The organism is Kribbella sp. NPDC004138 (assembly GCF_053603655.1).
Map to the genome: position 1 here is coordinate 16,447 of NZ_JBSGFZ010000005.1, position 24,643 is coordinate 41,089.

Sequence of the window (24,643 nt, forward strand, 5' to 3'; positions counted from 1 at the left end):
ATCAGTCCACCTTGAAGAATTTTCGGACGAATCCGAGGCCGTCGACGAGTGCGTCGATCTCCTCGGGAGTCGTGTACAGGTAGAAAGACGCTCTGGTCGACGATTGCATTCCGAACCGCTCGTGGACCGGGCGCGCACAGTGGTGACCGGCCCGCACGGCGATCCCCCGGGTGTCCAGAACCGTCGACACGTCGTGCGGGTGCACGCCGTCCAGCTCGAAGCTGATCGCGCCGCCGTGGTCCTTGGCGTCCGTCGGGCCGAGCAGCTTCAGACCCGGAACGGTCTTCAGCCCCTCCAGCGCGTACTCGACGATCGCATGCTCGTGCGCGGCGATCTTGTCCATGCCGATCCCGGACAGGTAGTCCACGGCCGCACCCAGACCGACCGCCTGCGCGATCGGCGGCGTCCCGGCCTCGAACCGGGCCGGCGGCGGCGCGTACGTCGAACCGGTCATCCGGACGACCTCGATCATCTCGCCGCCGCCGAGGAACGGCGGCAGCCCGGCGAGCAGCTCGTAGCGGCCCCAGAGCACGCCGATACCGGTCGGGCCGACCACCTTGTGACCGGTGAAGACCAGGAGGTCCGCGCCCAGTGTGGAGACGTCGACCGGGAACTGCGGGACGGCCTGCGAGGCGTCGACGACCACGGTCGCGCCGACCGCGTGCGCCTTGGCCGCGATCTCCGTGATCGGGTTGATCGTGCCGAGCGCGTTCGACACCCAGGTCAGCGAGACGACCTTGGTGTTCTCGGTGAGCAGCTGCTCGATGTTGCTGAGGTCGAGCCGCCCGTCCTCGGTCACGCCGAACCACTTCAGCGTCGCGCCGGTGCGCTCACACGCGAGCTGCCACGGGACGATGTTGCTGTGGTGCTCCATCTCGGAGATCACCACGACATCGCCCGGCTTCAGCGCCGCACCCAGCGTGTGCGCGGCCAGGTTGAGCGCCTCGGAGGCGTTCTTGGTGAAGACGATCTCGTCCCGCGACGGCGCGCCGATGAAGGCCGCGACCTTGTCCCGGCCGCCCTCGTACGCCGCGGTCGCCTCGGCGCCGAGCTGGTGCATGGCCCGGGCGACGTTCGCGTTGTGCTTCAGGTAGTGGTCCTCGATCGCCTGTACCACCTGGCGCGGCTTCTGCGACGAGTTCGCCGAGTCCAGGTAGACCAGCGGGAACCCGCCCGCGAGTTCGCGGGACAGGATCGGGAAGTCCGCCCGGACCGACTGCAGGTCCAAGGGACTGCTGAAAGTCCGGGCGTCGGTCACTTGGACGCGCCTGCCTTCACGAACCGCTCGTACCCGTTGGCTTCCAGCTCCTCGGCCAGCTCCGGGCCACCCTCCTCGGCGACGCGGCCGTCGACGAAGACGTGCACGAAGTCCGGCTTGATGTAGCGCAGGATCCGCGTGTAGTGGGTGATCAGCAGGATGCCCTTGTCGCCCTGGCCGGCGAACCGGTTGACGCCCTCGGAGACGATCTTCAGCGCGTCGATGTCGAGGCCGGAGTCGGTCTCGTCGAGGATCGCGATCTTCGGGTTCAGCAGCTCGAGCTGGACGATCTCGTGGCGCTTCTTCTCACCGCCGGAGAAGCCCTCGTTGACGTTGCGCTGCGCGAACTCGGGGTCCATCTGCAGCTCGGCGAGCGCGGTGTTCACGTCCTTGACCCAGGTCCGCAGCTTCGGCGCCTCGCCGTCGATCGCGGTCTTCGCGGTGCGCAGGAAGTTCGCCACCGACACCCCCGGCACCTCGACCGGGTACTGCATCGCCAGGAACAGGCCGGCCCGGGCGCGCTCGTCGACGGACATGTCCAGCACGTCCTCGCCGTCCAGCGTCACGGTGCCGCCGGTGATGTTGTACTTCGGGTGCCCGGCGATCGAGTACGCCAGCGTCGACTTGCCGGAGCCGTTCGGGCCCATGATCGCGTGCGTCTGACCACCGGCGATGGTCAGGTCGACGCCGCGCAGGATCTGCTTCGGGCCGGCCTCGGTGTCGACCGACACCTGCAGGTCGCGGATCTCGAGTGTCGCCATGGTTTCTGCTATCTCCTACAGCTCAAAGTGAAGCCTGGTTGATGGGGTTCTTCACGTCGACGAGGACGTCGTCGCCGTCGAGGCGCACCGGGTAGATCGGCACCGGGTCGTACGCGGGCAGGCTGGTCGGCTCGCCGGTGCGCAGGTCGAAGCGCGACCCGTGCAGCCAGCACTCGATCTCGCACTCGCCGACGTCGCCCTCGGACAGCTGGATCTGCGCGTGCGAGCACTCGTCCCGCACCGCGAAGTACTGTCCCTCGCTCTTCACGACCGCGACCTCGACACCGCCGACCTCGACCGGGACCACGCCCTCGTCGGGTACGTCGGCGGCGGCGCAGGCGCGCTCGAACGTGTCGCTCACTTGCCGACGACCGCCTTGGCCGACTCGCTCAGCTCGGCCGCGCGGGCGAGCTTCTCCTCGATCACGTCGTGCAGGCGGTCGGAGACCTCCGGCACGCCGATCTTGCCGATGATGTCGTTGAAGAAGCCGGCCACCACGAGCCGCCGGGCGGCGTCCTCGGGGATACCGCGGGCCTGCAGGTAGAACAGCTGCTCGTCGTCGAACCGGCCGGTCGCCGACGCGTGTCCGGCGCCCTCGATCTCGCCGGTCTCGATCTCCAGGTTCGGCACCGAGTCGGCGCGGGCGCCGTCGGTGAGGACCAGGTTCCGGTTCAGCTCGAAGGTGTCGGTGCCCTCGGCCGCGGCCCGGATCAGCACGTCGCCGATCCACACCGAGCGGGCGTTGTCGCCGGCCAGCGCGCCCTTGTAGAGCACGTTGCTCTTGCAGTGCGTCGCCTCGTGGTCGACGAACAGCCGGTGCTCGTGGTGCTGACCGGACTCGGCGAAGTACACCCCGACGAGCTCGGCGTCGCCACCCGGTCCGGCGTACCGGACGTTGGTGCCGATCCGGACGATCTTGCCGCCGAGGGTGACCGCGACGTGGTGCAGCCGCGCGTCCCGGCCGACCAGCGCGTCGTGCTGACCGAGGTGGATCGACTCGTGGTCGGCCTGCTGGATCGAGACGATCCGCAGGTCCGCGCCGTCGCCGACCTTGATCTCGACGTTCCCGCTCAGCTCACCGGCACCGGTGTGGTCGATGATCACGATCGACTTGCTGTGCCGGCCGGCCTCGACGATCAGGTGGCTGAAGCCGCGGCCGCCGAGGCTGGCGACGTTCACGTGCACGGGCTCGGTCAGCTCGGCCTCGACCGGGATCCGCACCGCCAGCACCTCGGGCGCCTGGGTCCAGGCGACGGCGGCGGAGCGGTCCTGCGGCGTACCGACCTTGACCGCGTCGGCGGCGACGGTCTCGATCACGACGCCCTCGGGACCGGAGGCGTCGATCTTCGGGCTCTCGGTGCCCGGCGCGTCCTCGAACAGCGCCTTGAGCTGCTTGACCGGGGTGAAGCGCCACTCCTCCTCGCGCCCGTTCGGCACCGCGAAGTCGGCCACGTCGTACGACGTCGGCCGCTCGCTCCGCGCCTGGAGCGGGACCGGTGACCCCGGCCCGTGGGAGTGTGCCTTGTTGCCGGTAGCAACAAGCGTTTCAGAGGTCGACATCAGCCGACGGCCCCTTCCATCTGCAGCTCGATCAGTCGGTTCAGTTCCAGCGCGTACTCCATCGGGAGCTCGCGGGCGATCGGCTCGATGAAGCCGCGGACGATCATCGCCATCGCCTCGTCCTCGGCCATCCCCCGGCTCATCAGGTAGAAGAGCTGGTCGTCGCTGACCTTGGACACGGTCGCCTCGTGCCCCATCGCCACGTCGTCCTCGCGGACGTCGACGTACGGGTAGGTGTCCGAACGGCTGATGGTGTCGACCAGCAGCGCGTCACAGCGCACCGTGGACTTGCTGTGGTGCGAGCCCGGCGCCACCTCGACCAGACCGCGGTACGACGTCCGGCCGCCGCCGCGGGCCACCGACTTCGAGACGATCGAGCTGGAGGTGTACGGCGCGTTGTGCACCATCTTGGAGCCGGCGTCCTGGTGCTGGCCCTCGCCCGCGAACGCGACCGACAGGGTCTCGCCCTTGGCGTGCTCGCCCATCAGGTACACGGCCGGGTACTTCATCGTCACCTTGGAGCCGATGTTGCCGTCGATCCACTCCATGGTCGCGCCCTCCTCGCAGGTGGCGCGCTTGGTGACCAGGTTGTAGACGTTGTTCGACCAGTTCTGGATGGTCGTGTAGCGGCAGCGGGCGCCCTTCTTCACGATGATCTCGACGACCGCCGAGTGCAGCGAGTCGGACTTGTAGATCGGCGCGGTGCAGCCCTCGACGTAGTGCACGTAGGCGCCCTCGTCGACGATGATCAGCGTCCGCTCGAACTGGCCCATGTTCTCAGTGTTGATCCGGAAGTAGGCCTGCAGCGGGATGTCCACCTTGACGCCCTTGGGGACGTAGATGAACGAGCCGCCGGACCAGACCGCCGTGTTCAGCGAGGCGAACTTGTTGTCGCCGACCGGGATGACCGAGCCGAAGTACTCCTTGAAGAGCTCCGGGTGCTCCTTCAGGCCGGTGTCGGTGTCCAGGAAGATGACACCCTGCTCCTCCAGGTCCTCGCGGATCTGGTGGTAGACGACCTCGGACTCGTACTGCGCGGCGACGCCGGCGACCAGGCGCTGCTTCTCCGCCTCCGGGATGCCGAGCTTGTCGTAGGTGTTCTTGATGTCCGGCGGCAGCTCCTCCCAGGAGGTGGCCTGCTTCTCGGTGGACCGGACGAAGTACTTGATGTTGTCGAAGTCGATCCCGGACAGGTCGGCGCCCCAGGACGGCATCGGCTTGCGGCCGAAGAGCTTCAGGCCCTTGAGGCGCAGGTCGAGCATCCACTCCGGCTCGTTCTTGAGGGTGGAGATGCCTCTCACCACGTCCTCGCTCAAGCCGCGCTGAGCGACCGCGCCGGCGGCGTCGGAGTCGGACCAGCCGTACTGGTAGTTGCCGAGGCCTTCCAGTTCGGGGTGAGCGGTTTGCGTCATCGCGTAGTCCTCGCAGATTCGCCGTCGGTTACAGGGGCCACAGGGGCAGGGCCCGGGATATGCGTCGTACACACACCGTCGCCGTGGGCGATGGTGGCCAAACGCTGTACGTGCTTGCCGAGGAGTCTCGAGAACACCTCGGTCTCGGCCTCGCACAGCTGGGGGAACTGCTCGGCCACGTGCGCGACCGGGCAGTGGTGCTGGCAGAGCTGGGCGCCGTGGCCCGCCTCCGCCGTGGAAGCGGCGTACCCGTCGGCCGTCAGGGCCTGGGCGAGCACCTCCGCCTTCTTGTTCTCGGGAGCCTGCGCGAGCAGCTCCCGGTACCGCTCCTCCACCTCGGCGACGCGGCGCCGGGCGAACTCCGTGATCGCGTCGTCACCGCCCGCTTCGGCGATGAACCGCATCGCGGTGGCCGCCAGGTCGTCGTACGCCTGGTGGAAGGCGTGCCGGCCGGTGTCGGTCAGCGCGAACACCTTCGCCGGGCGGCCGCGGCCGCGCGGGCCGTAGACGCGCTCCTCGCGGGACTCCACCAGGCCCTCGTCGAGCAGGTGGTCCAGGTGCCGGCGGACCGCCGCCGGGGTGAGCTCGAGCCGCTCGGCCAGCACCGCGGCGCTGGACGGGCCGTTGGTCAGGATCGAGCGGGCGACCCGGTCCCGGGTGGACTCGTCCCGCGCGGCGCCGCTGACGGCTCCGGTGGTCGCAGGATTTTTCACAACATCAGTGTCGCGTAATTCCCCGGAGCCTTCAAATAAGGTTCACCTAACCGTTCCCGGGCTCACGCGGAACTCCAGGGGTAGGCGTGAGCGAGGTCACTCCGGGGCGTTCTCTATGCTGCGTTTGTGCCAGTCGCGGTGGAGATCGACAACCTCGTCGTGCGGTACGGCGAGAAGACCGCGGTCGACGGTCTCAGTCTCACCGTAGCCGCCGGCACGGTGACGGCCGTGCTCGGCCCGAACGGTGCCGGCAAGACCACGACCGTGGAGACGTGTGAGGGCTTCCGGCGCCCGGACTCGGGCAGCGTCCGGGTGCTCGGCCTGGACCCGCTCGCCGACCACGACGAGCTGATGCCGAAGATCGGCGTGATGCTGCAGGAGGGCGGCGCCTGGTCGGGCGTCCGCGCCGTCGAGATGCTCCGGTACGTCGCGACGCTGCACACCCACCCGCTCGACATCCCCGCGCTCGTGGAGCGCCTGGACCTGGGCAGCTGCGGGCGCACGCCGTACCGCCGGCTCTCGGGCGGGCAGAAGCAGCGGCTGTCGTTCGCGCTGGCGATCGTGGGGCGGCCGGAGATCGCCTTCCTCGACGAACCGACGACCGGGCTCGACCCGCACGGCCGCCGGGAGATCTGGCAGCTGATCCGCGACCTGCGCGCCGACGGCGTCACCGTGGTGCTGACCACGCACGCGATGGACGAGGCCGAGCAGCTGTCCGACCAGGTGCACGTGGTGTCGGCCGGCCAGGTGATCGCGTCCGGCACGCCCGACGAGCTGACCCAGCACCACACGAAGTCCCTCGAGGAAGTGTTCCTCGAGCTCACCACGCCGAGGGGCAAGCAATGACAGCGCTGATGCCACGCCTCCGGCGCGGCGGGTCACGGGGCTGTGACTCCCGTCCTTCCCTCGTCGCTCCGGTCGCTTCGCTCCCTCCGCTCCTCAGTCCAGGACGGGAGGCCCCGTGACCGGCTACGCCCCGCAGCCCGGCAGCGCGCCGTGGACACGGAAGGTGATCGCGCACACGCGGATGGAGTTCAGGCTGCTCGTCCGCAACGGCGAGCAGTTGCTGCTCGCGCTGGTGATCCCGCTCGGCCTGCTCCTGCTGCTCGGCGGCACCGGCCTCGGTGAGCGGCTCCCCCTCGGCAGCGGCCGGCCGATCGACGAGGCCGTCCCGCGGGTGCTCGCGCTGGCCGTCCTGTCGTCCTCGTTCACGTCGCTCGCGATCGCCACCGGCTTCGAACGGCGGTACGGCGTCATCAAGCGCCTCGGCGCCTCCCCGCTCTCCCGCACGGGCCTGCTCGCGGGGAAGATCGGCGCGGTCCTGATCGTGCAGGCCATCCAGCTGGCGGTGCTGATCGGCACCGGGTTCGCGCTCGGCTGGAAGCCTGTCGGAGGATTCGCCGCGGTCTTCGGTGTGATCCTCACCGTCCTGTGCGGTACGGCGGCGTTCGCGTCACTGGGCCTGCTGATGGCCGGCCTGCTCCGGGCGGAAGCAACCCTCGCCGCGGCGAACCTGCTCTACCTCCTGCTGCTCGTGGGCGGCGCGATCATGACGCCGGTCACCGAATACCCCGAGGGCATGCAGGGCATCGTCCGCCTGCTGCCGAGCGCGGCTCTGGCCAGCGGCATCGCGAACTCCACCGTCGAAGGCGTGATCCCGTGGGCCGCCGCGCTCTCGCTGGCGTTGTGGGCCGCGGTCCTCGGATACCTGGTCTCCAGGACCTTCAAATGGGACTGACCTTTAGAGTGTGCCGGTGATGACGACGGAGACCCCGCCCCAAGAGACCGAGCCAGTGCGCGGATTCTGGCGACTGGTGCCCGAGCCGAGCCTGGACGTCGTCCGGCGCTGGGGCTGGGCGTCCGTGGCGGTGAACATCGGCATCGTGGTCACCGGCGGACTGGTCCGGCTGACCGGTTCGGGGCTCGGCTGCCCGACGTGGCCGTCCTGCACCGACGACTCGTACGTCCCGCATGCCGCGCTCGGCGTGCACGGCGCGATCGAGTTCACCAACCGGATGCTCGGGTTCGTCGTCGCGATCGTCGCGATCATCACCTGGCTGGTCGTGATGCGCTACCGCCCGGTCCGGCGGGACCTGCGGCGGCTCGCGACCGCGGCCGCGCTCGGGGTCCCGCTGCAGGGCGTGATCGGCGGCATCAGCGTGCTGACCGGACTGAACCCGTGGATCGTCTCGGCGCACTTCCTGGTCTCGCCGATCATCATCACGCTGACGGTCTCGATGATGCGCCGGTCACGCACCAGCCCCTACCCGCACACTCCCCCGGTGGTCCGCGCGCTCGCCACCGCCTGTGTGGTGGCGGTCTGGCTGTCCGTTGCCCTCGGCACCGTTGTCACCGGCGCCGGTCCGCACTCCGGCGACCCGGAGACCGGCCGCAACGGTTTCGACCCGGAGCTCGTCAGCCAGTTGCACGCCGACGTCGTCTTCGGCCTGTTCGGCATCTCGATCGCGCTGGTGATCGCCACCAGGGTGACGGCTACCTCGCGGACGCTCCGCAAGCTGGCTGCGTGGCTGCTGGCCGTCGAGCTGCTGCAGGGCGCCGTCGGTTTCACGCAGTACTTCACCGGCCTGCCCTGGCCCGTCGTGCTCGTCCACATGTTCCTGGCCGCGCTGCTGATCGCCCTGGTCACCGCTGTGTACGGCGAACGCGGGACACCCGCCACCTGACGGGCGCCCCGCGCGTCTCTCAGTACCTCACCTTGTAGACCGCGCCCGGCCCGAAGACCGGTCCGGCGACATACAGTCCGCCCCACCGGTTGAACGCCGTGCCGCCCGGCAGTGTCAGCTGATCCTTCACCAGCTCACGCTTGTAGCCGGCCCGGTGGTTCTTGCCCGGGTACTGCAGGAACAGGCCGCCGTGCGTCGGCCCGCTCAGCTCGAACTTCAGCCAGCTGGCCTTGTCGAGCTCGACGACCGCGAGCACGCCCCGCGGACCGCCGGCCAGGTCGACGATCGACGTGTAGCCGTCGGCGTACCGCTGGCACTTGCCCTTGTTCGGCTTGACCGGGTCGCAGATCGCACCGACCGTGCCCGGCTTGATCCGCCAGATCTGCGACGTCCCCGGCGTGGCCGGGAAGCCGCGGAGCTCGCCGACGTACCAATAACCGTCCGAGCCGACGGTCACCGAGGTCGCGACGGCCTCGGCGGTGATCGGTGTCCCCGCCGGTGGCAGCGGGTTGCCCTCCGGGTCGGTGGCGGGCAGACCGGACGGGACCTTCACCACCCGCGGCTTGAGCTTCGCGACCGTCTTGATGTGGCCGTTCGGCCAGACCCGGAGCAGGTCGTTGCCGGCCGCGTCCGAGACCAGGACCGTGCCGTCGTTCAGGGCCGCGACGCCGAACGGGTTCGAGTCCGTCGGGTTCTGCTCCTGGTCGTAAGGGTCCGGATCCGTCTTCTGGTACGCCCCGATGTCGGCGATCTTGACCGGCGACTTGCCGTACCGCATCCGGTACAGGGTCGTAGCGCCCGGAACCGGCGGCTGGCCCGGTTCACCGCCCGCGCCGGTCAGCGCGTACGTCGTACCCCACTTGTTGGTGTCGATCGCGGGCGCGAACCCGCCGGAGCCCGGCACCGTGCCGAGCTTCAGGGTGCGCCGCCCGTCGGTCACGTACACCGACCCGTCGGAGACGCTGTAGACGACCCAGTTCTTGTACGTCGAGACTCCGCGCGGCCCGTTCAGGCCCGTTGCCACCGGCTTCAGGCTCGAAGAGTGCTTGCCCCCGGCCTCCGCCTGCCCCGCGACCAGTACCGATCCTGCCAGCGCGAGTGCCGCGAGTGCGGCAATACGTGCTCGTACCCCCATAGATCCCCCTGCTGCAGCGCCTCCCCAGGCGTGGATCCCCCTCCACAGGCAGGACCCCATCGCAACATCAGATCACGATCAGGTCAACGGGGAAAACTCCCCGCACCCGGCATGCGACGCTCAGTGCAGCAGCGGGTCGATCGCCGCGGCGATGAACAGCAGCGCCAGGTAGATGTTCGAGAAGTGGAACAGCCGCATCGGCCGCAGGGCGGCGCCGTCCGCGCCGGTATGGGCCCGCAGCAACAACCGGCGCGCCTCGCGCAGGAACACGAAGCCGAGCACGATCGCGGCCAGCGGGTACACGAAACCGGTGTCGCCGATCGGCCAGAGCGCGATCGACGTGATCACCATGACCACCGAGTACGCCATGATCTGCCGCGCGGTGGCGACCGGGGTGGCGACCACGGGCAGCATCGGCACGTCCACCGACGCGTAGTCCTCGCGGTACCGCATCGCGAGCGACCAGGTGTGCGGCGGCGTCCAGAAGAACACCACCAGGAACAGCACGACCGGGGTCCAGGCGAGCTTGCCGGTGACCGCGGTCCAGCCGATCAGGGTCGGGAAGCAGCCGGCGATCCCGCCCCAGACGATGTTCTGCACGGTGCGACGCTTCAGCACCATGGTGTAGCCGAAGACGTAGAACAGGTTCGCCGCCAGCGCCAGGCCGGACGAGAGCCAGTTCACGAAGAAGCCGAGCTCGAGGGTGGCCAGCACGCCGAGCACGACGCCGAACGTGGTCGCCGAGCGCGGGCTGACCGCGTGCCGCGGCAGCGGGCGGCGCCGGGTGCGGCGCATCTGCTCGTCGATGTCGCGGTCCAGCACGCAGTTGATGGTGTTCGCGCTGCCGGAGGCGAGGATGCCGCCGATCAGGGTGGCGACCACCACCTGCAGACCGGGCACACCGCCGGCCGCCAGGAACATCACCGGCACGGTGGTGATCAGCAGCAGCTCGATGATGCGCGGCTTGGTCAGACCGACGTACGCCTTCACCACGTCGCGCACCGACGGACGCACCGTTGCAGCTGATACAGCGGTAGCGTCCGGCAGCGGCGTCGGGTACGACGTCGTCGCGGCGGGACGCGGGTCGACGGCCGTCACGAACACCTCGAACAATCTGGGTTGACGCCGGAGCACCGGCGCTGACGATTCAGCAGTCTACGACGCCCCGTAGGAGGGTTCTGCCACCCCCCTCCGATCGCGTGTGTCTGCGGCCGAACAGGTCGGGGAACAGGCAGAGTCGGCGAACGGTTGACAAACAAGTGAGCGGTGCGCAAGGGAACGCCCCGGCCACAGTAGGCTCACCCTGAGGCGACATCGGAAGACCATCGAGAGGAGCGCCGCCGGCGTGACGGAGAAGACCAGCCCAAAGCTTGAATGGACCGAGCTCGACCAGCGCGCGGTCGACACCGTGCGGGTGCTCGCGATGGACGCGGTCGAGAAGGTGGGGAACGGACATCCCGGTACGGCGATGAGCCTGGCGCCGGCGGCGTACCTGCTGTTCCAGAAGGTCATGCGGCACAACCCGACCGACCCGCACTGGGCCGGCCGCGACCGGTTCGTGCTGTCCGCGGGGCACTCCAGCCTGACCCTCTACATCCAGCTGTACCTGGCCGGCTTCGGCCTGGAGCTGGACGACCTGAAGTCGCTGCGGACCTGGGGCAGCAAGACCCCCGGCCACCCGGAGTACCGGCACACGGCCGGTGTGGAGACCACCACCGGCCCGCTCGGCCAGGGCGTCGGCAACGCGGTCGGTATGGCGATGGCGGCCCGCCGCGAGCGCGGCCTGCTGGAGCCCGACGCCCCGAAGGGCGAGGGCCTGTTCGACCACCAGGTCTACGTGATCGCGTCCGACGGCGACATCGAGGAAGGCGTCGCGTCCGAGGCCTCGTCGCTGGCCGGCACCCAGAAGCTCGGCAACCTGACGGTCATCTACGACGCGAACAAGATCTCCATCGAGGACAACACCGACATCGCGCTGTCCGAGGACGTCGCGGCCCGCTACGCGGCGTACGGCTGGCACGTCCAGGACGTCGACTGGACCCAGGGCGGCACCGGCTACCACGAGGACGTGGAGGCGCTGTACGACGCGCTCGAGGCGGCGAAGGCGGTCACCGACAAGCCGAGCTTCATCCGGCTGCACACGATCATCGGCTGGCCGGCCCCGAACAAGCAGAACACCGGCAAGATCCACGGCTCGGCGCTCGGCGCCGACGAGGTCGCCGCGACCAAGAAGATCCTCGGCTGGGATCCGGAGCAGTCGTTCCAGGTCGCCGACGACGTGATCGCGCACACCCGCGAGGCGCTGGACCGCGGCAAGGCCCTGGAGGCCGAGTGGAGCGCGAAGTTCGACCAGTGGAAGGCCGCGAGCCCGGAGCGCGCCGCGCTGCTCGACCGGCTGTCGAAGCGTGAGCTGCCTTCCGGCTGGAAGGACGCGCTGCCGAGCTGGGACGCCGACGCCAAGGGCGTCGCGACCCGCGCTGCGTCCGGTGACGTGCTCACCAAGCTCGCGCCGGAGCTGCCCGAGCTGTGGGGCGGCTCCGCCGACCTGGCCGGCTCGAACAACACCACCCCGAAGGGTCAGCCGTCGTTCATCCCGGCGGAGTACTCGACCAAGGAGTTCTCCGGCGACGAGTACGGCCGGGTCCTGCACTTCGGCATCCGCGAGCACGCGATGGGCTCGGTGCTGAACGGCATCGCCCTGCACGGCCTGACCCGCCCGTACGGCGGCACGTTCCTGGTCTTCTCCGACTACATGCGCCCGTCGGTGCGGCTGGCGGCGCTGATGCAGCTCCCGGTCACGTACGTGTGGACGCACGACTCCATCGGCCTCGGCGAGGACGGCCCGACACACCAGCCGATCGAGCACCTGTCGGCGCTGCGCGCGATCCCCGGCCTGGACGTCGTCCGGCCCGGTGACGCGAACGAGACGGCCGCCGCCTGGGCGACCATCCTCGAGCACACCGACCGCCCGGCCGGCCTGGCGCTGACCCGGCAGAACGTGCCGACCTTCCCGCGCGGCACGGACGGCTTCGCCACCACCGAGAACGTGCACAAGGGCGGCTACGTGCTGCTCGACGCTGATGGGGGCACCCCCGACGTCGTGCTGATCGGCACCGGCTCCGAGCTGCAGATCGCGGTCGAGGCCCGCAAGGTCCTGGCCGAGGAGGGCGTCCAGGCCCGCGTGGTGTCGATGGTCTCCCGGGAATGGTTCGACGAGCAGGACGACGCGTACCGCGAGACCGTCATCCCCGCGGACGTCCGGGCCCGGGTCTCGGTCGAGGCCGGGATCGCGCAGAGCTGGCACGACATCGTCGGCGACTCGGGCCGGAGCGTGAGCCTGGAGCACTACGGCGCCTCCGCGGCGTACCAGACGCTGTACGACGAGTTCGGCATCACCACCGACGCCGTCGTCCAGGCCGCGCGGGACAGCATCGCCGCCGCCGCGAAGATCAGCGGACCGGGTGTACCGCCCGGGCGCGCGGCCGCAGGCCCGGTCGGGCCGGCCGACACGAGCGAAGCCAACTGAAGACACCACAACAGAACATTCCGGAAGAAGGCATCGGAACCATGAACGATCGCTTGAAAGCACTCGCCGACGCGGGTGTCTCCATCTGGCTCGACGACCTGTCCCGTGTGCGGCTGACCAGCGGCAGCCTGCAGGCCATGATCGAGGACAAGCACGTCACCGGCGTGACCACCAACCCGACGATCTTCGCGAAGGCGATCTCGGACGCCGACGCGTACGCCGAGGTGATCGGCAAGCTGGCCGCGCAGGGCGTGTCCACCGACGAGGCGATCCGGGTGATCACCACCAGCGACGTCCGCGACGGCGCCGACGTGTTCAAGCCGACGTACGACGACACCGAGGGCCAGGACGGCCGGGTGTCGATCGAGGTCGAGCCGACGCTCGCGCACGACACCGCGAAGACGGTCGAGCAGGCCAAGCAGCTGTGGGACATCGTCGGCCGGGAGAACATCTTCATCAAGATCCCGGCCACCAAGGCGGGCCTGCCGGCGATCACCCAGACGCTGGCCGCCGGGATCAGCGTGAACGTGACGCTGATCTTCTCGCTCGAGCGCTACAAGGCGGTCGCGGACGCGTTCCTGACCGGCCTGGAGCAGGCCGTCGAGAACGGTCGCGACGTCACCAAGATGGCCAGCGTCGCGTCGTTCTTCGTCAGCCGGGTGGACACCGAGGTCGACAAGCGGCTGGACGCGATCGGCACCGACGAGGCGAAGGCGCTGAAGGGCAAGGCGGCGATCGCCAACGCCCGGCTGGCCTTCGAGGCGTACGAGGAGATCTTCGACACCGACCGCTGGCGCGAGCTGGAGACCGCCGGCGCGAAGCCGCAGCGTCCGCTGTGGGCGTCGACCGGCACCAAGGACCCGTCCTACTCCCCCACGCTGTACGTCGACAACCTGGTCACCCGCGGCGTCGTCAACACGATGCCCGAGGCAACGATCAAGGCGGTCGAGGAGCATAGCGAGTTCACCGGGGACACCGTCCGCGGCGACTACGCGGGCGACCGGAAGGTGATCGACGACCTGGAGCGGCTGGGCATCTCCTACGACGAGGTCGTGCAGGTGCTCGAGGACGAGGGCGTCGCGAAGTTCGACGCGTCCTGGTCGGAGCTGCAGGACACCGTCACCGCGGCCCTGAAGGCGGCCGCCAAGTGAGCACTCCGAAGGTAACCACGCAGAACGGCGACTGGGCCGAGGTCGTCGACAAGCTGGTAGCCGGGAAGATCGCGTCCCGGATCGCCGCGAAGGACGCGACGATCTGGGGTCCGGAGGCCGAGTCCGAGGCCTCGATCCGGCTCGGCTGGGTCGACCTGCACGACACCTCGCGTCCGCTGCTCGCCGAGATCGAGGCGCTGCAGGCCGACCTGCGGTCCGAGGGTCTGGACCGGATCGTGCTGTCCGGCATGGGCGGCTCGTCGCTGGCGCCGGAGGTCATCACCCGGACGGCGGGCGTGGAGCTCGTCGTCCTCGACTCGACCGACCCGAGCGTCGTCAAGCGCGCGCTGGACGGTGACCTGTCGAAGACCGTGATCGTCGTGTCCAGCAAGTCCGGCGGCACGGTCGAGACCGACAGCCACCGCCGGACCTTCGCCAAGGCGTTCACGGACGCGGGCATCGACGCGGCCTCGCGGATCGTCGTCGTGACGGACCCGGGGTCGCCGTTCGAGAAGCTGTCCGCGGACGAGGGCTACCGCAAGACGTTCCTCGCCGACCCGAACGTCGGCGGCCGGTACAGCGCGCTGACCGCGTTCGGCCTGGTGCCTTCCGGTCTGGCCGGCGCCGACATCGCCGAGCTCCTCGACCAGGCGGCCGAGGCGGCGCCGGCGTTGCAGGCCGACTCCGCCGACAACCCGGCCCTGTGGCTGGGCGCCGTGCTCGCGGCGAGCGCCGGCCGGGACAAGGCCATCATCACGGCCGACGGCTCCGACATCGTCGGGTTCCCGGACTGGGCCGAGCAGCTGATCGCGGAGAGCACCGGCAAGAACGGCACCGGCGTACTGCCCGTCGCGGTCGAGGTGACCGCGCCGGAGCTGACCAGCGAGGCCGCCGACCTCACCAACGCCCTGCTCGCGGAGAAGGCGACGAGCGGCGTACCGACGGCGCTGACCTCGGGCTCGCTCGGCGGTCAGTTCCTGCTCTGGGAGGTGGCGACAGCGGTGGCCGGCTACCTGCTCGGCATCAACCCGTTCGACCAGCCGGATGTGGAGAGCGCGAAGAAGGCGGCCCGTGGCCTGCTCGACGCGCAGCCGGAGCCGGAGGCCGCGGCCTTCACCGAGGGCGCTGTCGAGGTCCGCGGTTCCGAGGGCTTGCTCGACGGCGTCGACTCGCTGCAGGGCGCGGTGGACGCGCTGCTCGGCAAGCTCGAGGACAAGGGCTATGTCGCGGTGATGGCGTACCTGGACTCCGAGCGCGACGCCGACCTGCTCGCGGTCCGGCCGGCGCTGGCGACCAGGACGGGCCGTCCGGTGACCTTCGGCTGGGGACCGCGGTTCCTGCACTCGACCGGTCAGTACCACAAGGGCGGTCACCCGGAGGGCGTGTACCTGCAGATCACCGGTGCGCACCCGACCGACGTCGAGATCCCGGACCGTCCGTTCACGTTCGGCACGCTGATCTCGGCGCAGGCCGCCGGTGACGCGAACGTCCTGGCCGAGCGCGGGCGTCCGGTGCTGCGGCTGCAGCTCACGGACGTGGCGGCCGGCGTACAGCAGCTGTTGTCCCTGTTCCAGTAAGAACGACACTCGGAGGGAAAGCGGCCCATGACCGCTGAGCTCAACGAAGAGCCGGCCGGCCCGGTGAACCCGCTGCGCGATCCGCAGGACCGGCGGCTGCCGAGGATCGCCGGGCCGTGCAGCCTGGTGATCTTCGGCGTCACCGGCGACCTGGCCCGCAAGAAGCTGATGCCGGCGGTCTACGACCTGGCGAACCGGGGGCTGCTGCCCCCGGGTTTCGCCCTGGTGGGGTTCGCCCGCCGGGACTACACCAACCAGGACTTCGCCCAGATCGTGCACGACTCGGTGAAGGAGCACGCCCGGACCCCCTTCCGTGAGGAGGTCTGGCAGCAGCTCGCCGAGGGCTTCCGGTTCGTGCCGGGCGACCTGACCGACGACGAGGCGTTCAAGCGGCTGCGGGAGACCGTCGACGAGCTCGACGTGACCCGCGGCACCGGCGGCAATCACGCGTTCTACCTGTCGATCCCGCCGGGGCTGTTCCCGGAGGTGGTCCGGCAGCTGTCCGAGCACGGGCTGACCGACGAGCACCCCGGCTCGTGGCGGCGGGTGGTGATCGAGAAGCCGTTCGGTCACGACCTGACAAGCGCCCGCGAGCTGAACCGGGTGGTCGAGTCCGTGTTCCCGCCCGAGGCGGTCTTCCGGATCGACCACTACCTCGGCAAGGAGACGGTGCAGAACATCCTCGCGCTGCGGTTCGCGAACGCGATGTTCGAGCCGATCTGGAACAGCAACTACGTCGACCACGTGCAGATCACGATGGCCGAGGACATCGGCATCGGCGGCCGCGCCGGGTACTACGACGGCATCGGCGCCGCGCGCGACGTGATCCAGAACCACCTGCTCCAGCTGCTCGCGCTGGTCGCGATGGAGGAGCCGGTCAGCTTCGACGCCTGGTCGCTGCGCCAGGAGAAGAAGAAGGTGCTCAACGCCGTCCAGCTGCCGGAGCGGTTGGACCTGCACAGCGCCCGCGGGCAGTACGCCGCCGGCTGGGCCGGTGGCACGAAGGTCAAGGGCTACCTGCAGGAGGACGGCATCCCCGAGTCGTCGGCGACGGAGACGTTCGCGGCGCTGCGGGTCGACGTCGACACCCGGCGCTGGGCCGGCGTCCCGTTCTACCTGCGGACCGGCAAGCGGCTCGGCCGCCGCGTCACCGAGGTCGCGGTGATGTTCAAGCGCGCGCCGCACCTGCCGTTCACCAAGACCGAGACCGAGGAGCTCGGCCAGAACGCGCTCGTCCTGCGGATCCAGCCGGACGAGGGCATCACGGTCCGCTTCGGCGCCAAGGTGCCCGGCACGTCGATGGAGATCCGCGACGTGAACATGGACTTCGCGTACGGCGGCTCGTTCACCGAGTCCTCCCCGGAGGCGTACGAGCGGCTGATTCTCGACGTACTGCTCGGCGACCCGCCGCTGTTCCCGCAGCACACCGAGGTCGAGCTGGGCTGGAAGATCCTCGACCCGGTGCTCGACTACTGGGAGCGGCACGGCAAGCCGGAGCAGTACGCGTCCGGCGGCTGGGGCCCGGACTCGGCGCACGAGATGCTCGCCCGCGACGGACGGGCCTGGAGGCGGCCATGATCATCGACCTGACCGACACCACGTCGAGCGAGATCGCGTCGGCGCTGCTGAAGGCCCGGCGGAACGCCGGCTCGCCGGCCATGGGCATGGTCGGCACCATCGTGGTGGTCGTCGACGAGGCGTCCCACCACGACGCGATGAAGGCCGCGAACGAGGCCGGTCGCGAACACCCGTCCCGGGTTCTGGTCGCGATCCTGCGCCCCGGGCGCGGCCCGTCCGGGCTGGACGCCGAGGTGCGGGTCGGCGAGGGCATCCCCGGCGAGGCGGTGCTGCTGCGGCTGCACGGTGAGCTGGCGAAGGTGCCGGAGTCCGTGATCACGCCGCTGCTGCTGCCCGACTCCCCCGTCATCGTCTGGTGGCCGGGCGGCGGGCCGCGCGTTCCCGCGGAGGACCCGCTGGGCCGGCTCGGACGGCGCCGGGTGACCGACGCGGCGGCGACCCGCCGGGCATCGATCGACTACAGCGCCCGCGCCGAGGGCTACGCGCCGGGCGACACCGACTTCGCGTGGACGCGGTTGACGCCGTGGCGTGCGCTGATGGCCGCTGCCCTCGACCAGTACCCGACGAAGGTGACCGGGGCCGAGGTCGCGGCCGCCAAGGGCAACCCGAGCGCCGACCTGATGGCCGCGTGGCTGCAGTCCCGGCTGAAGGTGCCGGTGGAGCAGCGCAACTCGCGCGGGCCGGGTGTGACCGCCGTACGGCTGTTCACGCCGTCCGGCCCGATCGCGTTGACCCGGCCGGACGGTGCGGTCGCGACGTTCAGCGTGCCCGGTCAGCCGGATCGTCCGGTGGCGCTGAAGCGGCGGACGACGTCCGAGCTGCTGAGCGAGGAGCTGCGCCGGCTCGATCCCGACGACGTGTATGCGAAGACGCTCGCGACCATGGGCGAGCGGGACGCGCTGCCGGCCGACGCCAAGAAGGTCGGTGAGACGGCGCGGAAATCGACCGCCGCGAAGGTGACCGCGGCCGGCAAGAAGGTCGCCGCCTCGAGCGCCGGCAAGGAACCGGCGTCCGCAAAGCGGGCAGCTGCCAAGAAGACGGCGCCGAAACCGGCGGCTGCGAAGAAGACCGCAGCGAAGAAGACGGTTGCCAAGAAGGCGGCGAAGCGATGACGGTCGATCCGGAACTCCTGATCCATTCCGACGCCGGGGACCTGGCGTTCTCGGTGGCTTCCCGTTTCGTCACGGCGCTGGTCGATGCCCAGAGCACCGGTGCGGTCGCGCAGGTCGTGCTCACCGGCGGCCGGGTGGCCGCGGCGGTGTACCGCGCGGTCGCGGAGTCGCCGGCGCGGGTCGAGGTCGACTGGCGGCGGGTCGAGTTCTGGTGGGGCGACGAGCGGTTCCTGCCGTCCGGCGACCCCGAGCGGAACGAGACGCAGGCTCGGGACGCCTTCTTGTCGGCCCTCGACGTCGATCCGGCACGGGTGCATCCGATGCCGGCCGACACGGGGCAGGGCGCGGAGGCGGCGGCTGCGGCGTACGCCGAGGAGTTGGCCGCGGCGGGTTCGCCGACGTTCGACGTACTGATGCTCGGCGTCGGGCCCGACGGGCACGTGGCGTCGCTGTTCCCGGGGTTTCCGCAGCTCGGCGTGACGGACGCGGCCGCGGTCGCCGTCCACGACTCGCCGAAGCCGCCGCCCACTCGGGTGTCGCTGACCCTGCCGCAGCTGAACCAGGCCCGTGAGGTCTGGTTCGTTGTCTCCGGCTCGGACAAGGCCGAGGCCGTCGCGAAGGCGCTGAGCGAGGGTGACGTCCCGGCGGCCCGCCCGAAGGGCCGCAACCGCACACTGTGGCTACTCGACGAGGCCGCCGCGGAGAAGATCCCGAACGCCTGATCGGTCGGCCGGCGTACTACCTGTACTGGGTTCGGCGGGCGCCGAAGCGTTCGGGTGACAGACTCGGGGCATGACGTTCCGCGAGTTGCATGCCGGTCAGTTCGTGATGCCGAACGCGTGGGACGCCGGGAGCGCGGTGCTGCTCGCCGCGGCCGGGTTCCCGGCGATCGCCACCACCAGCGCGGGGATCGCGTTCTCGCTGGCGAAGGGCGATCACACGCTGCCGGACGGCGCGCCGGCGGTGTCGCGCGAGCAGATGTTCGAGCGGGTCCGCGAGATCACGGCCGCGAGCGGCGTACCGGTGAACGGGGATCTCGAGGACGGGTACGGCGCGGAGCCGGCGCGGGTCGCGGAGACGATCGCACTGGCCCGCGAGGCGGGGCTCGCCGGCGGGAACATCGAGGACTACGACGGGCGGGAGCTGTACGACGCCGGGCTCGCGGTCGAGCGGATCGTCGCGGCGCGGGAGGCGGCCGGACCGGACTTCGTGCTGACCGCACGGACCGACGGGCAGCTGCTGCGGACACCGACGTCGCTGGCCGACTCGATCGACCGGGCGAACCGCTTCCGCGCGGCGGGTGCGGATTGCCTCTATGTGCCTGGAGTCAACGATCTCGACGCGATTCGGACGCTGGTCGCCGAGATCGACGGCCCGCTGAACGTCGTCCTCGGCCTGGGCACATCGGCGCTGACGGTCGCCGATCTGCAGTCGGTCGGTGTCACGCGGATCAGCCTCGGCGGCAGCATCGCGCGAGCCGCCCTCGGCTTCATCCGGCGCAGCGCCGAGGAACTGGCCACCCACGGCACGATCACCTTCGCCGCCGGCCAGATCCCGCAGGCTGCCCTCAACGAACTCTTTGCGCGATCATCCAAGGGTGAGCGCTGAGCCGGACGCCGTACGGCCGGTGGCGCTGGCCCACGGGATCGTGGGCCTCGCCACCTGTTTGTGCCTGATCCTGTTCTACGCGGGCGCTGATGCGCTCGGGGCCGTCAACGACGTGGGCAATGCGGTGTTGGGCGTGTTGAGCCTGGCCCTGGCGTGGACTTTGCACGCCGCCCCGCGCCGCACGTCACGCGCCCTCGCCCTCCTCGGAGTCGCCGCCGTCGGCGCGGTGCTGACGATCATCGGCACAACCCTCGTGATGACCGAAGCCACCGGTTTCTACCTCGCCGGCCTGTGGTCGAGCTTCGGCTTCGCCCTGATCGGGATCTGGCTCCTCGGCACCGCATCAGGCTCGCTCCGGCGGGCGGGGTTGATCGCCGGCGCGGTGATGACGCTCGGCCTGCTCGGCGTACCGGGGATCCTGATGGGAATCGACGACCTGGACACCGCCCCACCCTGGACCTTCGCAGCCGGCTTCAGCTGGGCCGGCACCTACCTGCTGTTCCCCACCTGGACCCTACGCCTGGCCAGACGCAACACCCCTGAAGCCTAGGACTGGCCGGGTGGGACGGTGCCAAAGGCTTCAGCCAGGGGTGGGAACATCGCGCGTACGTCTCCCCCGCCTACCCACATGCCGATCGCCAGGGCTGCGGTTGCCTCCAGCAACTTCGCGTGGCGGAGGCCGCCGGCGAGGACCGGTGTGCAGCCGAGGGCCTCGACCAACTCCGCGACCTGCTCGACGCCCTCGTTGCCGCACAGCGGCACCCCGAGTCCGCGCGGCGGGTTTCGCCACACCGCGTCAGCCGCCAGGTTGAACGCCTTGACCACCCGCACCCCCGGCGCCGCGGCACTGACGGCTTCCGCAACAGAGTCCTGGGCCAGCGTGAAGTCCCGGTGGTCCAGGGCATTCGTGCAATCGACCAGCGTCCTCCCGGCCGGCACCTCCCGCGCAACCGCTACCGCGACCTCCGCCGGCACGGCCAGCAGCACGATCTCGCCGTACGCCGCCGCCTCCGCCAACGATCCCGACGCCGCACCGACCCGCCCGGCCACCGCACCGGCCCGGTCCGCCGACCGCCCACCGATCAGCACGTCGTGCCCCGCCGACACCCAGTGCGTGGCGAGCGCCTCGGCCATCATTCCGTTGCCCAGTGTTCCTATTCGCATGGACTCGACGGTAGGCACTTCGATCCGCACCACCGGGTGCCTATCGACCGACGCACAATGGACGACGTGAGATTCTTCGCCGACTGCCAGGCGCGCGTCGCCGCCGACCTGATCAGCGGACGCTGGCCGATGGTCGTGCTGTACTCGCTCGCCGACGGTCCCGCGCGTCCCGGCAGGCTCCGCGAACAGATCGGCGGCATCAGCCAGAAGGTCCTCACCGAGACCCTGCGCCGCCTCGAGCACAACGGTCTCGTCGAGCGCCGCCGGTACGCCGAAGCGCCGCCGCGCGTCGAGTACTCCCTCACCACCGCCGGCACCGACCTGCTGGTGCCGATCCGCGCACTCGGCGACTGGGCCGCCGTTTACGCCGACCAGGTCCCGACCGAGAACAAACCGTAAACGCCTCGCGGCGTATTTCACCCGGTGACACCTATCCGGAGGGTCCTCCGCAACGAGGGATAGGATCGGGGGCATGACTGCTTCCGATTCCACCGACCGTCCGTACGGCGCCTTCCCCGCCCGGATCGGTCTGCAGGTCCAGCCCCAGCATGCCCAGTACGCCGACATCCGGCGGACCGTGGCGGCGGCCGAGGAGATCGGCGTCGACGTGGTGTTCAACTGGGACCACTTCTACCCGCTCAGCGGTGAGCCCGAGGGCCTGCACTTCGAGTGCTGGACGATGCTGGCCGCCTGGGCCGAGGCGACCGAGCGGGTCGAGTTCGGCGCGCTGGTGACCTGCAACTCCTACCGCAACCCCGACCTGCTCGCCGACATGGCGCGCACGGTCGACCACATCAGCGACGGCCGGCTGATCTTCGGCATCGGCTCGGGCTGGTTCGAGAAGGACTACGACGAGTACGGGTACGAGTTCGGCACCGCGGGCGGCCGGCTGGACGCCCTCGGCGAGGCGCTGCCGCGGATCGAGCAGCGCTGGGAGAAACTGAACCCGAAGCCGACCCGGGACATCCCGGTGCTGATCGGCGGCGGCGGCGAGAAGAAGACGCTGAAGCTGGTCGCCAAGCACGCGAACATCTGGCACGGGTTCGGCGACGCCGAGACGCTCGCGCACAAGCACGCCGTGCTCGACGAGCACTGCCGCACGATCGGCCGCGACCCGGGCGAGATCGAGCGCTCCGCGGGCGTCGGCGACAAGTCGCCCGAGGACATCGGCAAGTCGCTGCTCGATGTCGGCACCCGGCTATTCACGGTCTCGTCGTCCGGCCCCGACTACGACCTCGGCCTGCTCCGCGAGTGGGTCTCGTGGCGCGACGAGGTCAACGCCAAGTAGTCAGCGCTCACCTTGGGCACCCACCAACCGTCTGGGCCACCCGGAAACGGTTGGTGGGTGCTCAAGGATGCCTGGCGGCCGGCGGATAGGATTTCCCGCATGTCTACGTTGCCTGGGAACGGTTCGGTGCGGCCTATCACCCGTTGGGGTGAGGACGTCATGCACCGGGTCAATCAGCCGGTCACCGACTTCGGGGACGAGCTGCAGACGCTGGTCGCCGACATGGTCGCGACGATGCGCGCCGCCGAGGGCGTCGGCCTGGCCGCGAACCAGGTCGGGGTGGACCTGCAGCTGTTCGTGTTCGACTGCCCGGACAAGGACGGCAAGCACCTGCAGGGCGTCGTGTGCAACCCGACGCTCGAGCTTCCGGAGGGCAAGGACCGCAACCTGGACGAGGGCGACGAGGGCTGTCTGTCGCTGCCGGGCGCGTTCACGAAGTGCGCCCGTCCCGACTTCGCCAAGGTCACCGGCGTCGACCAGCACAACCAGCCGGTCACGTACGAAGGCGACGGCCTGCTCGCCCGCTGCCTGCAGCACGAGACCGACCACACCCAGGGCACGGTCTTCGGCGACCGCTTGTCCCGCAAGTACCGTAAGCGCCTCTTCGCCGAGGCCGAGGAGTTCGCGCCGGAATACCCGTCGGACTGGCCCGTCTCCCCGATGGTCGACCACGACCACGAGGACACCCCCGCGACCTGAGCTACCAGCGAGCCTTCTCCAGGTCGATCGCGTCGACGCTCTCGGCCGCCGTCCGGCCGGTGGTGTCCAGCCACAGGCCCCGGCGCGGGGTCTCGTCGAGGTCGGCCTGGAGGGCCCGTACGGCGTCCTCCAGCGTGCCGCCCGGTTCCTGCCAGTCGCGGTACGAGTTGGCGCCGCCGCGGCCGATCTCGCGCTGCACGATCGACTCCACCGATGGGACCAGCACGACGAGGTACTTCTCGACGTCGCGCAGCCGGGCGAACCAGCGCTCGACGTCCTCGCCGAAGATGATGTCGCTGCAGACGAAGTCGAAGCCGCTGTCCACGTAGTGCTGCGCCACCAGCGCGCTCGCGTCGTACCGCAGCCGGAGCTGGCGCAGCGCTTCGGCCGACGGCTCCGGCGTCATGACCTCGGCGCCTGCGACCACGCCGCGGTAGAACACATCGCCGTCGAGCGTCGCCGCCGGCGGCCCCATCCGCGCCGCCAGCAACGGGGCGATCGTCGACTTCCCGGCGGCCTGCATCCCGGTGATCAGCACTACTTTCGGCACGGGACTATGGCATCACCATGGTCAACTGCTTTTGAGAGCACGCGCGGAGTTCCAGAGCACACCGCGGTTCAGCCGGTCGGGGTAGCTCTCGAGTACGGCGTTGTAGAGGTCGAGCGCCGTGCTGGTTCCAGCCGCGGCGCGCGCGAAGGTGTTGAGGTACCGGCGGGTCTCGTCGATGTACCGCGGATCGTCGGACGCGTCGGCCTGGCGGTGTCCGGAGACAACGGCGACCGGGTCCAGGGCCTCCAGCTTGTCGAGCGCGGTCAGCCAATGGTCGAGGCCGCCGTCGGCTGATTCCGCCAGGTAGAGGTGGACTTCGTCGTACACGGCGTCGCCCGCGACGACCAGCCCGATCGACGGGACGTACAACGCCGAACTGCCGTCGGTGTCGGTGTGGCCGAGATCCATCGCGATCAGCTCCTCGCCTTCCAGCGTGAAGGCACCGTCCAGCGGCTCGGCTACGACCAGGCGCTCGGGCAGCTGGCCCGGGAACCGCACCCGCCAGAATCCGTCCAGCCACGGCGCGGTGAGCTGCTTGCGCATCCCCTCGACGACGGAAGGCAGCGCGACCAGCCGGGCCTCCGGGAAACGGTCGAGGACCGGCGCGGCGCCGAAGAAGTGGTCGCCGTGGCTGTGCGTCACGAAGATCGCGGTGAGGTTCTTCCCGGTGGCGGCGATCCAGCCGGCCAGGTCCTCGCCTTCGGCCTGCGTCATCAACGGGTCGACCAGGACGGCGTCGTGATCGCCGGAGATCAGCGTCGCCGCGGTGGGCGACCACATCCGCTGCACCTCCCCCGGCGGCAGATCGTCGGAGACGGCCGGCTTGGACGGCGCGACGTACGTCGAGTACTTCAGGGTTGTCATACA

General features: G+C 70.1%; 25 protein-coding genes. 14 read left to right on the top strand and 11 right to left on the bottom strand.

Annotated features, from left to right (window positions below):
- Position 1 precedes the first annotated feature (1 nt).
- The 6 genes from ACWEOO_RS07960 to ACWEOO_RS07985 are packed head-to-tail and all read right to left on the bottom strand — an operon-like array spanning position 2 to position 5,704.
- Entirely contained in the window at positions 2-1,258 is a 1,257-nt protein-coding gene (locus tag ACWEOO_RS07960) for a cysteine desulfurase (protein WP_452142358.1), read from the bottom strand.
- Positions 1,255-2,019 (bottom strand): Fe-S cluster assembly ATPase SufC, encoded by a 765-nt coding sequence (gene sufC / locus ACWEOO_RS07965; RefSeq protein ID WP_363711015.1) that lies wholly within the window; start codon positions 2,017-2,019, stop codon positions 1,255-1,257. Before sufC ends, ACWEOO_RS07960 begins: the two co-directional genes overlap by 4 nt.
- A gap of 22 nt (positions 2,020-2,041) precedes the next feature.
- The gene (locus ACWEOO_RS07970) at positions 2,042-2,380 is read right to left on the bottom strand and encodes a non-heme iron oxygenase ferredoxin subunit (protein ID WP_359929260.1); all 339 of its coding nucleotides are present in this window, start codon (positions 2,378-2,380) and stop codon (positions 2,042-2,044) included.
- A complete protein-coding gene (gene sufD / locus ACWEOO_RS07975; protein ID WP_452142359.1) occupies positions 2,377-3,579 on the bottom strand; it encodes a Fe-S cluster assembly protein SufD in 1,203 nt (400 codons plus the stop codon). The genes ACWEOO_RS07970 and sufD overlap by 4 nt, the downstream gene beginning before the upstream one ends.
- Positions 3,579-4,991: a Fe-S cluster assembly protein SufB gene (gene sufB / locus ACWEOO_RS07980; protein ID WP_359929264.1), complete on the bottom strand. Its 1,413-nt coding sequence runs from the start codon at positions 4,989-4,991 to the stop codon at positions 3,579-3,581. Before sufB ends, sufD begins: the two co-directional genes overlap by 1 nt.
- Positions 4,988-5,704, bottom strand: a complete 717-nt coding sequence (locus ACWEOO_RS07985) for a helix-turn-helix transcriptional regulator (protein WP_452142360.1) — start codon at positions 5,702-5,704, stop codon at positions 4,988-4,990. Before ACWEOO_RS07985 ends, sufB begins: the two co-directional genes overlap by 4 nt.
- Positions 5,705-5,830: 126 nt before the next feature.
- Here ACWEOO_RS07985 and ACWEOO_RS07990 point away from each other — a divergent pair, with 126 nt between their 5' ends.
- The 3 genes from ACWEOO_RS07990 (at position 5,831) to ACWEOO_RS08000 (ending at position 8,388) form a co-directional block, all read left to right on the top strand.
- Positions 5,831-6,550, top strand: a complete 720-nt coding sequence (locus ACWEOO_RS07990; protein WP_359929267.1) for an ABC transporter ATP-binding protein — start codon at positions 5,831-5,833, stop codon at positions 6,548-6,550.
- A 115-nt stretch (positions 6,551-6,665) separates the two neighbouring features.
- Positions 6,666-7,442 (top strand): ABC transporter permease, encoded by a 777-nt coding sequence (locus tag ACWEOO_RS07995; protein WP_452142361.1) that lies wholly within the window; start codon positions 6,666-6,668, stop codon positions 7,440-7,442.
- Positions 7,443-7,461: 19 nt separating this feature from the next.
- A complete protein-coding gene (locus ACWEOO_RS08000; protein ID WP_359929271.1) occupies positions 7,462-8,388 on the top strand; it encodes a COX15/CtaA family protein in 927 nt (308 codons plus the stop codon).
- Between the two features lie 19 nt (positions 8,389-8,407).
- On the opposite strand, the gene ACWEOO_RS08005 is transcribed toward ACWEOO_RS08000, so the two are convergent.
- Together ACWEOO_RS08005 and ACWEOO_RS08010 are read right to left on the bottom strand one after the other, a co-directional pair.
- Positions 8,408-9,523, bottom strand: coding sequence for a ScyD/ScyE family protein (locus tag ACWEOO_RS08005; protein WP_452142362.1), 1,116 nt, complete (start codon positions 9,521-9,523; stop codon positions 8,408-8,410).
- A 120-nt stretch (positions 9,524-9,643) separates the two neighbouring features.
- A complete protein-coding gene (locus ACWEOO_RS08010) occupies positions 9,644-10,627 on the bottom strand; it encodes a heme o synthase (protein ID WP_452142363.1) in 984 nt (327 codons plus the stop codon).
- Between the two features lie 241 nt (positions 10,628-10,868).
- Here ACWEOO_RS08010 and tkt point away from each other — a divergent pair, with 241 nt between their 5' ends.
- The 8 genes from tkt (at position 10,869) to ACWEOO_RS08050 (ending at position 20,625) form a co-directional block, all read left to right on the top strand.
- On the top strand, positions 10,869-13,049 hold the full coding sequence (gene tkt / locus ACWEOO_RS08015; RefSeq protein WP_452142364.1) for a transketolase: 2,181 nt from the start codon (positions 10,869-10,871) through the stop codon (positions 13,047-13,049).
- Between the two features lie 41 nt (positions 13,050-13,090).
- Positions 13,091-14,200, top strand: a complete 1,110-nt coding sequence (gene tal / locus ACWEOO_RS08020; RefSeq protein ID WP_452142365.1) for a transaldolase — start codon at positions 13,091-13,093, stop codon at positions 14,198-14,200.
- On the top strand, positions 14,197-15,777 hold the full coding sequence (locus tag ACWEOO_RS08025; protein WP_452142366.1) for a glucose-6-phosphate isomerase: 1,581 nt from the start codon (positions 14,197-14,199) through the stop codon (positions 15,775-15,777). Before tal ends, ACWEOO_RS08025 begins: the two co-directional genes overlap by 4 nt.
- A 27-nt stretch (positions 15,778-15,804) precedes the next feature.
- On the top strand, positions 15,805-17,355 hold the full coding sequence (zwf, locus tag ACWEOO_RS08030) for a glucose-6-phosphate dehydrogenase (RefSeq protein ID WP_355690669.1): 1,551 nt from the start codon (positions 15,805-15,807) through the stop codon (positions 17,353-17,355).
- The gene (locus ACWEOO_RS08035) at positions 17,352-18,467 is read left to right on the top strand and encodes a glucose-6-phosphate dehydrogenase assembly protein OpcA (protein WP_452142367.1); all 1,116 of its coding nucleotides are present in this window, start codon (positions 17,352-17,354) and stop codon (positions 18,465-18,467) included. Before zwf ends, ACWEOO_RS08035 begins: the two co-directional genes overlap by 4 nt.
- A complete protein-coding gene (gene pgl, locus ACWEOO_RS08040; RefSeq protein ID WP_452142368.1) occupies positions 18,464-19,189 on the top strand; it encodes a 6-phosphogluconolactonase in 726 nt (241 codons plus the stop codon). The genes ACWEOO_RS08035 and pgl overlap by 4 nt, the downstream gene beginning before the upstream one ends.
- Before the next feature lie 70 nt (positions 19,190-19,259).
- On the top strand, positions 19,260-20,075 hold the full coding sequence (locus ACWEOO_RS08045) for an isocitrate lyase/PEP mutase family protein (protein ID WP_452142369.1): 816 nt from the start codon (positions 19,260-19,262) through the stop codon (positions 20,073-20,075).
- Complete coding sequence (locus tag ACWEOO_RS08050; RefSeq protein ID WP_452142370.1) at positions 20,065-20,625, top strand: hypothetical protein; 561 nt, start codon at positions 20,065-20,067, stop codon at positions 20,623-20,625. Before ACWEOO_RS08045 ends, ACWEOO_RS08050 begins: the two co-directional genes overlap by 11 nt.
- On the opposite strand, the gene ACWEOO_RS08055 is transcribed toward ACWEOO_RS08050, so the two are convergent.
- Complete coding sequence (locus ACWEOO_RS08055; RefSeq protein WP_452142371.1) at positions 20,622-21,239, bottom strand: NADPH-dependent F420 reductase; 618 nt, start codon at positions 21,237-21,239, stop codon at positions 20,622-20,624. The genes ACWEOO_RS08050 and ACWEOO_RS08055 overlap by 4 nt on opposite strands.
- A gap of 66 nt (positions 21,240-21,305) precedes the next feature.
- Between ACWEOO_RS08055 and ACWEOO_RS08060 the strand changes: the two genes are divergently transcribed.
- The 3 genes from ACWEOO_RS08060 (at position 21,306) to def (ending at position 23,226) form a co-directional block, all read left to right on the top strand.
- Complete coding sequence (locus ACWEOO_RS08060) at positions 21,306-21,638, top strand: winged helix-turn-helix transcriptional regulator (protein ID WP_452142372.1); 333 nt, start codon at positions 21,306-21,308, stop codon at positions 21,636-21,638.
- A 73-nt stretch (positions 21,639-21,711) separates the two neighbouring features.
- A complete protein-coding gene (locus tag ACWEOO_RS08065) occupies positions 21,712-22,527 on the top strand; it encodes an LLM class F420-dependent oxidoreductase (protein WP_355479328.1) in 816 nt (271 codons plus the stop codon).
- 99 nt (positions 22,528-22,626) lie between these two features.
- A complete protein-coding gene (def, locus tag ACWEOO_RS08070; protein ID WP_452142373.1) occupies positions 22,627-23,226 on the top strand; it encodes a peptide deformylase in 600 nt (199 codons plus the stop codon).
- 1 nt (position 23,227) lies between these two features.
- On the opposite strand, the gene ACWEOO_RS08075 is transcribed toward def, so the two are convergent.
- Entirely contained in the window at positions 23,228-23,776 is a 549-nt protein-coding gene (locus ACWEOO_RS08075) for a phosphotransferase-like protein (RefSeq protein ID WP_452142374.1), read from the bottom strand.
- A 21-nt stretch (positions 23,777-23,797) separates the two neighbouring features.
- A complete protein-coding gene (locus ACWEOO_RS08080; RefSeq protein WP_452142375.1) occupies positions 23,798-24,640 on the bottom strand; it encodes an MBL fold metallo-hydrolase in 843 nt (280 codons plus the stop codon).
- Between the last annotated feature and the right edge of the window lie 3 nt (positions 24,641-24,643).

What these genes read in the sequence shown, in the direction of transcription:
- ACWEOO_RS08035 (WP_452142367.1), top strand. Translation starts at nt 17,352, where the DNA reads ATGATCATCGACCTGACCGACACCACGTCGAGCGAGATCGCGTCGGCG.
- sufB (WP_359929264.1), bottom strand. Translation starts at nt 4,991, where the DNA reads ATGACGCAAACCGCTCACCCCGAACTGGAAGGCCTCGGCAACTACCAG.
- ACWEOO_RS08055 (WP_452142371.1), bottom strand. Translation starts at nt 21,239, where the DNA reads ATGCGAATAGGAACACTGGGCAACGGAATGATGGCCGAGGCGCTCGCC.
- ACWEOO_RS08045 (WP_452142369.1), top strand. Translation starts at nt 19,260, where the DNA reads ATGACGTTCCGCGAGTTGCATGCCGGTCAGTTCGTGATGCCGAACGCG.
- ACWEOO_RS08080 (WP_452142375.1), bottom strand. Translation starts at nt 24,640, where the DNA reads ATGACAACCCTGAAGTACTCGACGTACGTCGCGCCGTCCAAGCCGGCC.
- tal (WP_452142365.1), top strand. Translation starts at nt 13,091, where the DNA reads ATGAACGATCGCTTGAAAGCACTCGCCGACGCGGGTGTCTCCATCTGG.
- sufC (WP_363711015.1), bottom strand. Translation starts at nt 2,019, where the DNA reads ATGGCGACACTCGAGATCCGCGACCTGCAGGTGTCGGTCGACACCGAG.
- pgl (WP_452142368.1), top strand. Translation starts at nt 18,464, where the DNA reads ATGACGGTCGATCCGGAACTCCTGATCCATTCCGACGCCGGGGACCTG.
- sufD (WP_452142359.1), bottom strand. Translation starts at nt 3,579, where the DNA reads ATGTCGACCTCTGAAACGCTTGTTGCTACCGGCAACAAGGCACACTCC.
- ACWEOO_RS08005 (WP_452142362.1), bottom strand. Translation starts at nt 9,523, where the DNA reads ATGGGGGTACGAGCACGTATTGCCGCACTCGCGGCACTCGCGCTGGCA.
- ACWEOO_RS08065 (WP_355479328.1), top strand. Translation starts at nt 21,712, where the DNA reads ATGACTGCTTCCGATTCCACCGACCGTCCGTACGGCGCCTTCCCCGCC.
- zwf (WP_355690669.1), top strand. Translation starts at nt 15,805, where the DNA reads ATGACCGCTGAGCTCAACGAAGAGCCGGCCGGCCCGGTGAACCCGCTG.
- def (WP_452142373.1), top strand. Translation starts at nt 22,627, where the DNA reads ATGTCTACGTTGCCTGGGAACGGTTCGGTGCGGCCTATCACCCGTTGG.
- ACWEOO_RS08000 (WP_359929271.1), top strand. Translation starts at nt 7,462, where the DNA reads ATGACGACGGAGACCCCGCCCCAAGAGACCGAGCCAGTGCGCGGATTC.